Annotated in this window: 13 protein-coding genes; 7 read left to right on the forward strand and 6 right to left on the reverse strand. The window is 71.7% G+C overall.

What is annotated here, in order from left to right:
- Positions 1-745 (reverse strand): biotin/lipoyl-containing protein (locus tag RWK90_RS17060; protein ID WP_314038826.1); only part of this gene is annotated, 745 nt, incomplete at its 3' end.
- Positions 746-1,061: 316 nt separating this feature from the next.
- Here RWK90_RS17060 and RWK90_RS17065 point away from each other — a divergent pair.
- A complete protein-coding gene (locus RWK90_RS17065; protein WP_314038828.1) occupies positions 1,062-1,427 on the forward strand; it encodes an oxidoreductase in 366 nt (121 codons plus the stop codon).
- Positions 1,428-1,440: 13 nt separating this feature from the next.
- Here RWK90_RS17065 and RWK90_RS17070 read toward each other — a convergent pair whose 3' ends face one another.
- Positions 1,441-2,955 carry a leucyl aminopeptidase gene (locus RWK90_RS17070; RefSeq protein WP_314038829.1) on the reverse strand — a complete coding sequence of 505 codons (1,515 nt, stop codon included), beginning with the start codon at positions 2,953-2,955 and terminating at the stop codon, positions 1,441-1,443.
- 147 nt (positions 2,956-3,102) lie between these two features.
- Here RWK90_RS17070 and gcvT point away from each other — a divergent pair, with 147 nt between their 5' ends.
- Together gcvT and RWK90_RS17080 are read left to right on the forward strand one after the other, a co-directional pair.
- Positions 3,103-4,215, forward strand: coding sequence for a glycine cleavage system aminomethyltransferase GcvT (gene gcvT / locus RWK90_RS17075; RefSeq protein WP_314038830.1), 1,113 nt, complete (start codon positions 3,103-3,105; stop codon positions 4,213-4,215).
- A 40-nt stretch (positions 4,216-4,255) separates the two neighbouring features.
- Positions 4,256-5,356 carry a branched-chain amino acid aminotransferase gene (locus RWK90_RS17080; RefSeq protein WP_314038831.1) on the forward strand — a complete coding sequence of 367 codons (1,101 nt, stop codon included), beginning with the start codon at positions 4,256-4,258 and terminating at the stop codon, positions 5,354-5,356.
- Between the two features lie 5 nt (positions 5,357-5,361).
- Here RWK90_RS17080 and RWK90_RS17085 read toward each other — a convergent pair whose 3' ends face one another.
- Genes RWK90_RS17085 through RWK90_RS17095 form a run of 3 tightly spaced genes read right to left on the reverse strand, consistent with a single transcriptional unit; the run spans position 5,362 to position 8,630 of the window.
- Positions 5,362-6,141 (reverse strand): adenosylcobinamide-GDP ribazoletransferase, encoded by a 780-nt coding sequence (locus tag RWK90_RS17085; protein WP_314038832.1) that lies wholly within the window; start codon positions 6,139-6,141, stop codon positions 5,362-5,364.
- 5 nt (positions 6,142-6,146) lie between these two features.
- Complete coding sequence (gene cobT, locus RWK90_RS17090) at positions 6,147-7,889, reverse strand: nicotinate-nucleotide--dimethylbenzimidazole phosphoribosyltransferase (RefSeq protein ID WP_314038833.1); 1,743 nt, start codon at positions 7,887-7,889, stop codon at positions 6,147-6,149.
- Positions 7,890-7,946: 57 nt separating this feature from the next.
- A complete protein-coding gene (locus tag RWK90_RS17095; RefSeq protein WP_314038834.1) occupies positions 7,947-8,630 on the reverse strand; it encodes a DUF3043 domain-containing protein in 684 nt (227 codons plus the stop codon).
- Between the two features lie 166 nt (positions 8,631-8,796).
- On the opposite strand from RWK90_RS17095, the gene RWK90_RS17100 reads away from it, so the two are divergent.
- Positions 8,797-9,144, forward strand: coding sequence for an iron-sulfur cluster assembly accessory protein (locus RWK90_RS17100; RefSeq protein ID WP_007632903.1), 348 nt, complete (start codon positions 8,797-8,799; stop codon positions 9,142-9,144).
- A 73-nt stretch (positions 9,145-9,217) separates the two neighbouring features.
- A complete protein-coding gene (locus tag RWK90_RS17105) occupies positions 9,218-10,195 on the forward strand; it encodes a carbohydrate kinase family protein (RefSeq protein WP_314038835.1) in 978 nt (325 codons plus the stop codon).
- Positions 10,196-10,213: 18 nt separating this feature from the next.
- Here RWK90_RS17105 and asnB read toward each other — a convergent pair whose 3' ends face one another.
- Entirely contained in the window at positions 10,214-12,139 is a 1,926-nt protein-coding gene (gene asnB, locus RWK90_RS17110) for an asparagine synthase (glutamine-hydrolyzing) (protein ID WP_314038836.1), read from the reverse strand.
- Between the two features lie 228 nt (positions 12,140-12,367).
- Between asnB and RWK90_RS17115 the strand changes: the two genes are divergently transcribed.
- Positions 12,368-13,486 (forward strand): cytochrome c oxidase subunit II, encoded by a 1,119-nt coding sequence (locus tag RWK90_RS17115; protein WP_314038837.1) that lies wholly within the window; start codon positions 12,368-12,370, stop codon positions 13,484-13,486.
- Positions 13,487-13,522: 36 nt separating this feature from the next.
- Complete coding sequence (locus RWK90_RS17120) at positions 13,523-13,939, forward strand: cytochrome c oxidase subunit 4 (protein ID WP_314038838.1); 417 nt, start codon at positions 13,523-13,525, stop codon at positions 13,937-13,939.
- Positions 13,940-14,112: the final 173 nt, after the last annotated feature.

A 14,112-nucleotide genomic window follows, 5' to 3' on the forward strand; every position in this document is an offset into this window, starting at 1 on the left:
CGCCGGAGCCGCCGGAGGACTTCTTGGCCGGGGCGGGCTCCTCGGCGGGCTCCTCGGCGGGCTCGTCGGCCTGCTGGGGCTCGGCCTCGGCGGCGGAGTCCTCGTCGGCGGAGTCGTCGTCGGAGCCGCCGGAGCCGTCGCCGATGACGGCGAGGGTGGCGCCGACCTCGACGGTCTCGTCCTCCTCGGCGACGATCTGCTGGAGGGTGCCGGCGACGGGGGAGGGGATCTCGGTGTCGACCTTGTCGGTGGAGACCTCGAGCAGGGGCTCGTCGACCTCGACGGTGTCGCCGACGGACTTGAGCCAGCGGGTGATGGTGCCCTCGGTGACGGACTCGCCGAGCTCGGGCATGGTCACGTCGGTGCCCTTGCCGCCGCCGGAGCCGCCGGAGGACTTCTTGGCCGGGGCGGGCTCCGCGGCGGGCTCCTCGGCCTCGTCGGCGTCGTCGGCCTGCTGGGGCTCGGCCTCGTCGGCGGAGTCGTCGTCGGCGTCATCGGAGCCGCCGGAGCCGTCGTCGATCACCGCGAGCTCGCCGCCGATCTCGACGGTCTCGTCCTCTCCGGCGACGATCTTGCTCAGCGTGCCCGCCGCGGGGGAGGGGATCTCGGTGTCGACCGTGTCGGTGGAGACCTCGAGCAGAGGCTCGTCGACCTCGACCGTGTCCCCCTCCTTCTTGAGCCAGCGGGTGACGGTCCCTTCGCTGACGGATTCACCGAGAGCCGGCATCTGTACGGAGAAGGCCATGGTGTCGTGACTCCTCGAGAGGTCTAAGGGCGCTGCTCCCCGGCGCGGTCAGCGCCCGCGGTGAGCGGCGTCGTGGTTGGTCAACTGTCTGTTCGTCGATGGCGCCTCGGACAGGCCCGCGGTGGCGGGCCGACCGGACGATCGTCGTCCATTGTGCCCTCTGCCACTGGGCGGTGTCGTCGGACGCCCCGATCCGACCCTATCCGGGCGCCGAATCCCGAGGTGGGCGACGCGATCGGCGCTGCTCGTGGTAGATACGTACGAACCGACGTGACCGGCCCCACCCCGGACGGGGGCCGACGGGAGGAGACCGACCGTGGGGATCCGCGACCTGTTCGGACGACGTCGGCGAGGGGTGCGCGCGGACCCGGCCGACCTCGACCACCTCCGCCGCTGGTGTCGCACCAGGGTGGGCGTCGAGGCCTACCTGGAACCCGAGACCCTCGTCTCCGTGCCGGGCCTGTGCCTGGTGGCGTTCGACGGCGAGTGGACCCGCCGCCCGGTCGGCGACGTGGCCACCGCCCGCAGGCTCGCCGCGCAGCTGAAGCTGCCCCTGTTCGACGCGTCGATCCAGGGTTACCCCCAGCGCATGCGCGACTACGAGCAGGTCCGCATCACCCGCGAGAAGCGCGAGCGCGCCCGCCGGCTCCGCGAACAGATCCGCGAGGCCGACGGGCGTTAACCGCCGGGCCGGGTCAGCCCGCCGCGGCGATGTCCTCGAGCGCCGCGAGCATGGTGCGCACCGGCACGCCGGTGCCGCCCTTGGCCAGGTAGCCCTCCGGCGCGCCGTCGTTGTACGCCGGGCCGGCGACGTCGATGTGCGCCCACTCCACGCCGTCGGCGACGAACTCGGAGAGGAAGATCCCGGCGGAGAGCATGCCGCCCCAGCGGTGGGGCGTGACATGGGTCATGTCCGCGACCTCCGAGTCGAGCCCGTCGCGCAGCTCCTCGGGCAGCGGCATCGGCCACCCGCCCTCGCCCACCTCGCGGCTGAGCTCGGCCACCCGGTCGCGGAACGCGTCGGTCCCCATGACGCCCGGGGTCTTCTTGCCCAGCGCCACCATCTGCGCACCGGTGAGGGTGGCGGTGTCGATGAGGTGCGAGGGGGAGTCCTCGCAGGCGCGCACGATCGCGTCGGCCAGGATGAGCCGGCCCTCGGCGTCGGTGTTCTGCACCTCGACGGTCGTGCCGCCGTACATGGTGAGCACGTCGCCCGGCCGGTACGCGGTCGCCGACGGCATGTTCTCCGCCATCGGCACGGTCGCGACCACGGTGAGGTCCAACCCGAGGCGCGCGGCGAGGATGACGGTCGCGATCACGGCCGCCGCACCGCCCATGTCCATCGTCATCTGCTCCATACCCGCGGCGGGCTTGATGGAGATGCCGCCGGTGTCGAACGTGACGCCCTTGCCCACTAGCGCGACCGTCGGGCGGCCCTCGCCGCCGCGGTACGTCAGCCGCACCAGGCGGGGGCCGCGCGACGATCCGCCGCCCACCGCGAGGATGCCGCCGTATCCGCCCTCGGCCAGCGCCGCCTCGTCGAGCACCTCGACCTCCAGGCCGGCCTCGCGGGCCAGCTCGGCGGCGCGATCGGCGAACGAGCCCGGGAACAGCAGGTTGGGCGGGGTGTTGACCAGGTCCCGGGCCAGACCGACACACTCCGCGATCGTGGCCGCCCGCGTCACCGCGTCCGCGCCCCCCTCCGCGACGAACACGCGCACGGAATCGGACTTCTCGTCGTCGTCGCCCCCGTCCGACGCGGTGACCTTCGCCGGCCGGAACGATCCCAGTCCCGCTCCCAGCGCGACCGCCTCGGCCCGCGCGGCGTCCAACAGCACCAGCGCCGACCCCAGCCCGCGGCACGCGCGCGCGGCGGCGCCGGCCGCGCGGCGCAGCGTCTCGTCGGTGACCTCGTCGTCGGCGGACCCCAGGCCCACCAGGACGACCGACGCGCCGGGGACGCCCTCCGGCGCCGGGACGCGGGTGGTGGAACCGACCTTCGTGGAGGCGCCGACCGTGTGCGCGACCCGGGCCACCGCGTCGGTCACCGTGGCGTCCAGGCCGGGGGCGACGACGACGGGGGCCCCGTCACCCGAGCCGGCGGGCGCCGCGATGCCCATCACCACCACGTCGGAATCCACGGGCGAGGTCACCGCCTCGAGCGGGGCCGTGTCCGGGGTGTGGCTGAGGATCGTCTGCGCGGTCGGCATAGGGGCGCTCCTGGGTGTCGAGGGTGGTACGGGACTGGATCTGCGGTGCCCGGACGACATGGCGGGACCGCCACGGCGGGGGCACCATAGTCTATCGACTACCGTGGGAACGCAGCCGTTACCGTCACCAGCGCGAGGAGTGGCCACATGACAGACACCGGGGACCTCAACGAGGGGCCGCTCCACTCCCGCCACGTGGAGGCCGGCGCCACCTTCGCCCCCTTCGGCGGCTGGTCGATGCCCGTGCAGTACACCGGCACCGTCGGTGAGCACACCGCCACCCGCACCACGGTCGGCCTGTTCGACGTCAGCCACCTCGGCAAGGCCCTCGTCTCCGGCCCGGGCGCCGCGGAGTTCGTCAACTCGTGCTTCACCAACGACCTCGACCGCATCTCCGCGGGCAGTGCCCAGTACACGCTGTGCTGCGACGAGTCCGGGGGAGTGGTCGACGACCTCATCGCCTACCGCGTCTCCGACTCCGAGGTCTTCCTCATCCCCAACGCCGCCAACACCGCCGAGGTCGTCCGGCGGCTGCAGGCCGCCGCCGCCGAGCGCGCGCCCGGCGTCACCGTGACCGACGAGCACCGCTCCCGCGCCGTGATCGCCGTCCAGGGCCCGCTCGCCGGTGAGGTTCTCACCGCGGTCGGACTGCCCACCGACCTCGACTACATGGCCTTCGTCGACGCCGACCTCGCCGGCCGGTCCGTCCGCATCTGCCGCACCGGCTACACCGGCGAGTACGGCTTCGAGGTGCTGCCCGCCTGGGACGAGGCGGGCGAGGTCTGGGACGCGCTCGCCGAGCAGGTCCTGTCCCGCGACGGCGCCCTGTGCGGGCTCGGCGCGCGCGACTCCCTGCGCACCGAGGCCGGCTACCCGCTGCACGGCAACGAGCTGTCCGTGGACCTCAGCCCGCTCGAGGCGCGCTGCGCCTGGGCGATCGGCTGGGACAAGCCGTCCTTCTGGGGTCGCGAGGAACTCCTCCGGCAGAAGGAGGTCGGCCCGGCCCGGCGCATGTACGCCCTCCAGGTCACCGGCCGCGGGGTCCTGCGCGCCGGCCAGACCGTGCGCGCCGACGGCCGCGACGTGGGCGTCACCAGCTCGGGCACGTTCTCGCCCACCCTAAAGACCGGTATCGCACTGGCGTTCATCGACCTGGACTCGGGACTGAAGAAGGGCGACGAGGTCGTGGTGGACGTGCGCGGACGAGAGGTACCGTGCCGCCTCGCGGTACCCCCGCTCGTCGAGATCCGCACCCGCTGACCCCGCCTCCCGCCCCCGCACTCCAGGAACGAGACCCACCATGTCCGGTTCGACCGACTTCGACATCCGCCCGTCCGCCTCGCCCCGCACCGCCGCCGAGCGCGCCGCCATCCTCGCCGCCCCCGGCTTCGGCAAGTACTTCACCGACCACATGGTCACCCTCCCGTACGCCGACGGCGAGTGGGGGACGCCGGTCGTCGAGGCCTACGCGCCCCTGTCCATCGACCCCTCCGCAGTGGTCCTGCACTACGCGCAGACCATCTTCGAGGGGCTGAAGGCCTACCGGCAGTCCGACGACTCGATCGCCTCGTTCCGCCCCGAACAGAACGCCGCCCGCTTCAACCGTTCCGCGCAGCGCCTGGCCATGCCCCGGCTGCCGGAGGAGCTGTTCCTGGAGTCACTGCGGCAGCTCGTCGCGATCGACCGCGACTGGGTGCCCGCCGCCGGCGGGGAGGAGGCCCTCTACCTGCGGCCGTTCATGATCGCCACGGAGACCGGGCTCGGCGTGCGGCCCGCGAACGAGTACCTCTACTCGGTGATCGCCTCCCCGGCCGGCGCGTACTTCTCCCGCGGCGTCGCCCCCGTCAGCGTCTGGCTGAGCACCGAGTACGTCCGCGCCAGCCCCGGCGGCACCGGCGCCGCCAAGTTCGGCGGCAACTACGCGGCCTCGCTGGCCGCCCAGGAGCAGGCCGCGACCAAGGGGTGCGACCAGGTCGTGTGGCTCGACGCCATCGAGCGGAAGTACGTCGAGGAGATGGGCGGGATGAACCTGTTCTTCGTCCTCGGCACCGGGGAGAACGCCCGGATCGTCACCCCCGAACTGTCCGGCTCGCTGCTGCCCGGCGTCACCCGGGACAGCCTCCTCCGGCTGGCCCGCCACCTCGGCTACAGCGTCACCGAGCGCAAGATCTCCGTGGAGGAGTGGGAGTCCGGCGTCGCCTCCGGCGAGATCTCCGAGGTCTTCGCCTGTGGCACCGCCGCCGTCATCACCCCCGTCGGGTCGGTCCAGCACGCCGGCGGCGGGTACACGATCGCCGACGGCGAGCCCGGCGAGGTCACCATGCGCCTGCGCGAGACCCTCACCGGGATCCAGCGTGGGTCGGTCGAGGACCCGTTCGGCTGGATGACGCGTCTGGCCTGAGGTCGTCAGGCCAGGAGCACCGCCGCGAGGAGCGCCGCGGCGGTGCCGGCCTCGATCACCGCACCGAGGACGTCACCGTTGACGCCGCCGAACCGGCGGACGGCGTGGCGGCCGAACCCGGCCGCCGCGAGGTACGCGAGCAGCCCGAGCGCCGCGCCGACGAGGCCGGACGCGAGCGCGCCCGCCCCTGACGGGCCGGCGCCGGCGAGCCCGGCGCCGGCGACCGCGCACAGCGCCCCGGTCAGGGTCACCGCCGCACCCGACTGGGACCCCGCGACCATCGCGCCGAACCCGGTCGCCGACGCGGCGGGGACCCCGCGGCGCAGCAGGACCACCGGCAGGCAGCGGGAGAGCACGAACGCGGCGACAGGTGCCAGCCACGCGCCCGAGTCGACCAGCGCCCCCAGGGCCGCGACCTCCGCCAGCAGGACGAGCACCAGCACCGCGGCGCCCATCGGCCCCACCGAGCCGGATCGCATGATCTCCAGCGCGCGGTCCGGGCCGGCGTAGGATCCCAGCCCGTCCGCAGTGTCGGCCAGCGCGTCGACGTGCATGCCGCGGGTGAGCGCGAGGACCGCCCCCACGCCGACGACACCGGAGAGCAGCGCACCCGCGCCGAGGGCGTGAGCCCCGTGGGCGGACGCCGTCGCCAGACCGCCGCACACCAGCCCCACCGCCGGCAGCGCCGTCATGGCCCGCCCGGCCGCGGCCGCGTCGGGGACGCCGTCGCGGCCGACCGGCAGGACCGTCATCCAGGACAGCGAGAGGCGGACTGCGTCGAGCACGGCCGTCAGCCCTTGTCGCTGACCCCGGCGTCGGCGAAGGTCGCCATCTCCGTGAGGATCGCGACCGCGTTGTGGACGACCGGCAGAGCGGCGACCGCGCCGCTGCCCTCGCCCAGGCGCATCGCGTGGTCGAGGACCGGCTCGAGCGACAGGTAGGTCAGGGCGGCGGAATGGGCGGGCTCGGCGCTGCGGTGTCCGGCCGTCCACCACTGACGGGACCCCGGCGCCAGGGCCTCGGCCATGAGCGCGGCCGAGGTGACGACCGACCCGTCGAGCAGGCACGGGGTCCGGCGGACGGCGGCCTGGGCGAGGAACCCGGCCATCGCGGCGAGATCGGCGCCACCGACCTTGCGCAGCATCGCCACGGGGTCGCGCAGGTCGCCCGAGGCACGGAACATGGCATCGCGGATGGCGGCGGTCTTGCGCATCCACCCCTCGTCGTCGACCCCGGTCCCGCGGCCCACGAGCTCGACCGGTTCGTGGCCCGTGACCAGGCACGTCAGGACGGTCGCGGGGGTGGTGTTGCCGATGCCCAGGTCGCCGGCGATGAGCAGGTCCGCGCCCGAGTCGACCTCCTCGTCGGCGATACGTCGTCCGGCGGCGATCGCGGCGCGTGCCTCCTCCGGGGTCAGCGCGTCCTCGCGATCGATGGCCCCGCTGGAGCGACGGATCTTGTGGTCGTCGAGCCCGCCGGGCCGCTCCGAGGCCATCGCCATGTCGGCCACCCGGACGGACGCGCCGGCGGCGCGGGCGAGGACCGACACCGCGGCGCCCCCGCCGACGATGTTGTCCGCCATCTGCAGCGTGACCTCACGAGGGAACGCCGAGACCCCGTGCTCGGCGACCCCGTGGTCACCCGCGAACACCACGACCCGGGCGCGTTCCAGCGGGCGCGGGGGACAGGTCCCCTGACACGAGGCGATCCACACGCCCAGCTCCTCGAGCCGGCCCAGGGACCCCGCGGGCTTGGTCAGCGTGAGCTGGCGTGCGCGGGCCTCCTCGGCGACCGAGTGCGACGGGGGGTGGACCGGGGGGAACGACACCGGGTCCTCGTAGTGGGCGACGTCCGCGAGGCCGGGGAAGTCGGTGGGGACGTCGGCCGGGGTCGCCGGGGGGACGGACTCCCCGGCGGTGGCGCCGGCGGTGGTGGCAGCGCTGACAGGCGTCGCCGCGGCGGCCGGCCCGGACACGCCCGCGCGGGGTCGGGCGTCGGCGGCCGCGCGCGCGTCGTCGAGGGGCAGCACGCGACCGGCGACGACGAGGACCGCGGCGTCACACACCCGGGCCAGTCGCCTGTTGAGCGACCCGATCACATCGGCGAACACCCGGCCGGAGAGCGTGTCCGGGACCACGCCGAGGCCGACCTCGGGGGAGACCAGGATGACCGGGCCGGGGTGGGCGGCGATCCCGTCGACGAGCGCGTCCGTCTCCTCCGCGACGGCCGCACCCCCGTCGGTCCACCCGAGGGTGGCGTCCATTCGGCGGGTCAGCCAGCCCCCCAGGTCGTCGACGAGGATCGTCGAGTCCGGGTACTCGGCGAGCACCCGGGTGATCTCGTCGGTCTCCTCGGTGACCCAGTCCGTCGGCCGGCGATCTCGGTGGGCGGCGATGCGGGAGGCCATCTCCGCGTCGTCGGGGTCACGCCGGGCGGTGGCGACGTACACCACGCCGGTGCCGGTGGCGGCGGCCACTGATTCGGCGTGGGCGGACTTACCCGAGCGGGTGCCACCGAGGACGAGCAGGCGCATGTGGTCAGGCCCTTCCGGGGAGCAGCGGGGTCACAGGGGGTGGGTCGGGGCGGCGGGTCAGATCGCGTCGCCCGGGCGGACCCGGGGGCGCGGGGTGCGCAGCATCCGTGGCTGCGTCGCGCGCATCACGGCGTACCAGCCCATCCCGAAACCGGTGTCCTCCGTGTCGGGGAACCGCTCGCGGACCGCCCTGTTGACCGCGCGTCCCACGAAGATCCCGTCGATGATGACGACCGCGATGAGCAGCAGGAACAGCGTCTGACTGAACGCCAGCAGCTCCGGGTTGGGGATGAGCTGGAAGACGATGACGAACAGCGCCAACGGCATGAACCAGTTGATGAGGCGGCGGTGTGTGTCCACCCAGTCGCGGGCGAAGCGACGGACCTCACCGCGGTCGCGGGAGAGGACGTACCGGTCGTCACCCTCCATCATGAGCTGACGACGCTCCTCGCGGGCGGCGCGCTCCTCGGCCTTGGCGGCCCGGCGCTCCTCCTTGGTCATGGAGGCCTGCGCGGCCTTGCGACGCTCCTTGGCCTCCTTGCGGGTCAGGGGCGCGGTGACCGGCCCCTGTCGCATCCCGCGCGCACGCTCCTGGTCGCGACGCCGGGGGGTGGGCTTGCCCTTGCCCGCGGGACGTCGCGGGTCGACGGCGGGCTCGGGCGTGGACTCCGGCCGTGCCTCGGGGGCGGGGGAGTCCTTGCCGGTCTCGTCGTCTCTGGAGCCGAATGCGCGCAACTTCACGCTCCCAGGCTAGGCGATCGCCGGATGCGGAGGACATTCACCCGTACGCGGTGGCAGGCGTATCGTGAGCGGGGGAACGGGTGCCGGGGAATAGAGGACTCCCCGGTGGGCGTTGGAACCTGCATACGTCCCCGAAGCCCTCTTTCCGATCGCAAGGAGAACCGACATGACCACAGCGGAGAACACCGCCACCGGCGTATTGCTCACCGAGGCCGCGGCCGCCAAGGCCAAGGCCCTGCTCGATCAGGAGGGTCGCGACGACCTGTCGCTGCGCATCGCGGTGCAGCCCGGTGGCTGCGCGGGCCTGCGCTACCAGCTCTTCTTCGACGATCGTTCGCTGGACGGTGACGTGGTGGACGACTTCGGCGGGGTCAAGCTCGCCGTCGACCGCATGAGCGTCCCGTACCTCATGGGTGCGTCGATCGACTTCGTCGACACCATCGAGAAGCAGGGCTTCACGATCGACAACCCCCAGGCCACGGGGTCGTGCGCCTGCGGCGACTCGTTCAACTGAGCCCCCGGTCGCGCTGACCTCCTGACGACCCGGACCGATCACGCATCGGTCCGGGTCGTCTACTGTCTGGGTCATGCCCGTCGTCATCACAGGTTCCATCGCCACCGACCACCTCATGACCTTCTCGGGTCGCTTCTCCGAGCAGTTGCTGCCCGACCAGCTCGCGCACGTGTCGCTGAGCTTCCTGGTGGACTCGCTGCAGATCCGGCGCGGTGGCGTCGGCGGCAACATCGCGTTCGCGCTCGGTGTGCTCGGCCGGCGGCCTCACCTGGTGGGCGCGGCGGGCGAGGATTTCGCGGAGTACCGCGACTGGCTCGAGCGTCACGGCGTGGACACCTCGGCCGTCCACATCAGTTCGGCGCTGCACACCGCGCGATTCGTCTGCACGACGGACTCGGACATGGCGCAGATCGCGTCGTTCTACCCCGGCGCGATGGGGGAGGCGGCCACCATCTCGCTGGCCCGCCTGGTCGAGCGGATCGGCCGGCCGGAGATCGTCCTCATCGGGGCCAACGACCCCACCGCCATGAACTCCCACACCGCGGAGTGTCGTGAACTGGGACTGGACTTCGCCGCCGATCCCTCCCAGCAGCTGGCGTTCCTCGACGGCGAGGCCGCCGGCGCCCTGGTCGACGGCGCGCGCTACCTGTTCACCAACGAGTACGAGTACGAGCTGCTGCTCAACAAGACCGGGTGGACGCCCGAGGAGCTTGACGCGAAGGTCGGGACGCGCGTCACCACCCGCGGGGGCAAGGGCGTGGTGATCGTCGAGCAGGGCGCGGAGCCGATCGAGGTCGGGATCGTCCCGTCGGACAACCTGCTCGACCCCACCGGGGTGGGCGACGCGTTCCGCGCGGGCTTCCTCTCCGGGGTGCTCGACGGGTTGTCGCTGGAACGGTCCGCCCAGTTCGGCGCCCTCGTCGCGACCCACGTCCTGGAGACCACGGGAACACAGGAGTGGACCATCGACCCGGCGGCCGCCCGCCGCCGGCTCGTCGACGCGTACGGGGACGAGGCCGCCGAGGAGCTGTCGGCGCTGCTGCCCGCCTGACCGCCCCGCGGCCCCGGGCTAGAGGCGGACCGGGTACTCGCGCTGCTCGATGTCCGGGGTGATCCGGCCCTCGACGAAGATGCCGTGCCAGATCATGAAGCACAGCATGGTCCAGATGCGGCGGCTGTGGTCGGACTCGCCCCGCCGGTGCTCGTCGAGCATCCGCAGTACGGCGGCCTTGTCGACGAACTCGTCGGTGCCGGACGCCGCCACGTGCTCGCGGGCCCAGTCGTGCAGCTCCGGCCCCGCCAGCCAGTGGCGGGTGGGCACGGGGAAGCCGAGCTTCTTCCGGTGCAGGACGTGGGCGGGCACGATCTGCTCGAGCGCCTTGCGCAGTGCGTACTTGGTGGTGCCGTGCGCGACCTTCTCCGTGTGCGGCAGACGCGAGGCGACCTCGTAGACCTCACGGTCGAGGAACGGCACCCGCAGCTCGAGGGAGTTGGCCATGGTGACCTTGTCCGCCTTGACGAGGATGTCGCCCCGCAGCCAGGTGAACAGGTCGAGGTGCTGCATGCGGGCGACCGGATCCCAGCCCCGGGAACGCTCGTAGATGGGGGCGGTGACGTCCTGGTGGCTCCACTCGGGGCGGTGGTCACGCAGAACGGAACGCACCTGCTCCTCGGAGAACGAGCGGGCGTTGCCGTAGTAGCGGTCCTCGAGGCTCATCGATCCGCGGTGCAGGAGGCTCTTGCCGCGGGTGCCCTCGGGGATCAGTTCGCTGGCGCGGCCGAGCGCGCGCCGGAGCGCGCCGGGGACCTTCTCGAACGGTGCGAGCGAGAGCGGTTCCTTGTAGATGGTGTAACCGCCGAACAGTTCGTCGGCGCCCTCGCCGGACAGCACGACCTTGACGTGCTTGCGGGCCTCGCGGGCGACGAAGTACAGCGGCACCAGCGCGGGGTCGGCGACCGGCTCGTCGAGGTGCCAGATGATCTCGGGGATCGCGGCGGCGAACTCCTCGGGGGAGACCACCTTGACGATGTGCTCCACGCCGATCGCGGCGGCGGACTCGGCGGCGACGTCGATCTCCGAGTAGCCCTCGCGCTCGAACCCGGTCGTGAACGTCAGGAGGTTCTCGTTGTGACGGCGCGCGAGGGCCGCGATGGCGGTGGAGTCGATGCCGCCCGACAGGAAGGAGCCGACCGTGACGTCGGCGCGCATGTGCTTGGCGACCGAGTCGGAGAGGGCGTCGGCGATCTCGTCGTAGCGCCGCTCGGCGTCGCCGTCGGCGACGGGGACGACGGGGAAGGTGGGCTCGAAGTACCGCTCGATGACCGGCTCGCCCCCGGGGGTGAGCGTGGCGTGGCACCCGGATTCGAGGCGTCGGATCCCGCGGGTGAGGGTCTCGTCCTCCGGGACGTACTGGAGGGTGACGTAGTGCTGCAGGGCGCGGGTGTCGAGGGAGGTGTCGACGACGACGAGGTCGACCAGCTCCGTGATCGACTTCTTCTCACTCGCGAACACGGTCCCTCCGGGTCCGGTCGCCATGTACAGGGGCTTGATGCCGAACGGGTCGCGGGCGACGAAGAGCGAGCGCTCGACGGTGTCCCAGATCGCGAAGGCGAACATGCCGCGCAGCCGGCGGACGGCCGCGGGGCCCCAGTGGTGGAAGGCCACGACGATCGGTTCGCCGTCACCCTCGGTGGCGAACTCGGCGCCGTGCTCGCGACGGAGCTCGTCACGCAGTTCGAGGTAGTTGTAGATCTCGCCGTTGAACACCAGCGCGTAGCGGTCGGGCTGCTCGGGCGGGCCCCAGCGCAGCGGCTGGTGTGAGTGGGCGATGTCGATGATCGACAGGCGGTTGAACCCGAACGCCATGTCGCCGTCGACCCAGGTCCCGACCTCGTCGGGGCCCCGGTGGCGCTGGCACCCCATCGCGTCGAGAACGCGGGCCTCGTGGGTACGGGCGGAGCCGTCCGGGGTGATCAGACCAAGCAGGCCACACATGTGTCGGGTACCTCGTCCATCGTCGTCGTGAGCGTCCACGGTGACCCGCGTGGGCGGGTCCGGACGCGTTCGAATACTACTGGTCTGTGCGAGGTCACCGTGTCCGGCGGACGGCGTGGGGGCCTCGTGGGTGAATTGCCGGACCCGCGGCGTTCAAACTGAGAGCCGTGGTCTACTCTTCTAAGGTGTCCCGGCCACGTGGCCGGTGCCGCTGATCAGGAAGGCGTGATGGTGGAACAGCGTGACGGGCGTCGTCGGACGCGCAGAGCGACTCTCGCGGTGGCTCTCGGCTCATTGGGCTTGCTGCTGTCCGGATGTAGCCTCCACACCGACAACAAGTGGTGGAACCAGACGATCAACTTCGGCTTCCCCACCGGGATCACCCCGGAGGGCGTCGCGATCCGCGAGTTCTGGACGGGCACCGTCATCACCTCGCTCATCGTCGGTTTCTTCGTGTGGGGCCTGATCTTCTGGTCGATGGCGTTCCATCGCAAGAAGAAGAACGACAACGGGGAGTTCCCGCGTCAGACCGCGTACAACGTGCCCCTCGAGCTGATCTACACGGCTGTGCCGTTCGTGATCATCTCGGTGCTCTTCTACTTCACCGTGGTGACGCAGAACAAGGTCCTCGACCTCCGTCCGGAGGAGGAGGTCGGCGTCAAGGTCGACGTCACGGCGTTCCAGTGGAACTGGAAGTTCGGCTACAACAAGGTCGACGTGGCCGGCGTGTCCATCGAGGACGGCACCAACTACGAGGCGCAGCGTCAGGCGGAGGAGGCCGGCGTCCTCTCCGACGAGGCCCGCATGGCCCTCGGTCACCACGGTGAGCCCGCCGCGGGTGGCCCGATCCACGGCCGTCTCGCCGAGGACAAGTCGTACCTGCACTACAACAACATCGAGACCGTCGGCACCTCCGAGGAGGTCCCGGTCCTGGTCCTGCCGACCAACACCCGCATCGAGTTCCGTCTCGCGGCGGCGGACGTGATCCACTCGTTCTGGATCCCCGAGTTCATCTACAAGCTCGACGTGATGCCGCAGCCGGGTAAGAACCAGCAGCTGAGCATGTTCCAGATCGAGGAGATCGAGCGCGAGGGTGCCTTCGTCGGGCGCTGTGCCGAGATGTGTGGCATCTACCACGCGATGATGAACTTCGAGCTGCGCGCTGTCTCCCCGGAGGCGTTCGCTGACTACATCGAGTTCCGCCAGGCCAATCCGACCGCGACGAACGCGGAGGCGCTGGAGTCCATCGGGGAGGAGCCTTACTCGATCTCCACTGCACCGTTCAAGACCGGCCGCAGCGATACCCGCGATCAGAACAACGTCATCGAGACCGCGTCAGCGAACTGACGTCTCTCCCGGTATCACGCGAAGGATTCCTGAACGATGAGCGCAACAGTACGAATTTTCGACGCCCTGTTTATCTTCCTGGCGGCCCTGGCGATCGCGTACGGCTACCTCACGGGTACGTCGCGGACGGGCGTCGAGTGGGTGGGGACCACGGCTCTGGTCCTGTCGGCGGGCCTGAGCCTGCTGATCGGCGGCTATCTGCGTTTCGTGGCGCGGCGTATCAGCACCCTGCCCGAGGACTTCGAGGAGGCCGAGGTCTCGGACGGTGCCGGTGAGCTTGGCTTCTTCAGCCCGCACAGCTTCTGGCCGTTCCTGGTCGCCTTCGCGATCTTCATCATCGGTTACGGTGCCGCATTCTGGAACTGGTGGGTGCTGATCGGCGGCGCTGTCGCTCTGATCATCTTCGTCTCCGGCCTGGTGTTCGAGTACCACTGGGGTCGCGAGAAGCACTGACTTCCTCATTCATCCTCCGCCGGGGCCCGGCGTCGCTACCCGCGACGCCGGGCCCCGGCGTTTCGGCGTGTCCGGTCACTCGCCCGGCGCACCGTCAGCCGGTCGCGTCGCCTGATCCTCTGCACCGCTTTCAGAAGGGTGGTGTGTCGGGGTCGGGTGCGGGGGTGTCGGCG

The organism is Dietzia sp. CH92, from assembly GCF_032248695.1.
In the GTDB taxonomy this organism is placed as follows: Bacteria; Actinomycetota; Actinomycetes; order Mycobacteriales; family Mycobacteriaceae; genus Dietzia.

Excerpts from the sequence above, each read along its gene's own strand:
- RWK90_RS17070 (WP_314038829.1), bottom strand. The coding sequence starts at position 2,955 with ATGCCGACCGCGCAGACGATCCTCAGCCACACCCCGGACACGGCCCCG.
- gcvT (WP_314038830.1), top strand. The coding sequence starts at position 3,103 with ATGACAGACACCGGGGACCTCAACGAGGGGCCGCTCCACTCCCGCCAC.
- RWK90_RS17080 (WP_314038831.1), top strand. The coding sequence starts at position 4,256 with ATGTCCGGTTCGACCGACTTCGACATCCGCCCGTCCGCCTCGCCCCGC.
- cobT (WP_314038833.1), bottom strand. The coding sequence starts at position 7,889 with ATGCGCCTGCTCGTCCTCGGTGGCACCCGCTCGGGTAAGTCCGCCCAC.
- RWK90_RS17100 (WP_007632903.1), top strand. The coding sequence starts at position 8,797 with ATGACCACAGCGGAGAACACCGCCACCGGCGTATTGCTCACCGAGGCC.
- RWK90_RS17105 (WP_314038835.1), top strand. The coding sequence starts at position 9,218 with ATGCCCGTCGTCATCACAGGTTCCATCGCCACCGACCACCTCATGACC.
- asnB (WP_314038836.1), bottom strand. The coding sequence starts at position 12,139 with ATGTGTGGCCTGCTTGGTCTGATCACCCCGGACGGCTCCGCCCGTACC.
- RWK90_RS17115 (WP_314038837.1), top strand. The coding sequence starts at position 12,368 with ATGGTGGAACAGCGTGACGGGCGTCGTCGGACGCGCAGAGCGACTCTC.
- RWK90_RS17120 (WP_314038838.1), top strand. The coding sequence starts at position 13,523 with ATGAGCGCAACAGTACGAATTTTCGACGCCCTGTTTATCTTCCTGGCG.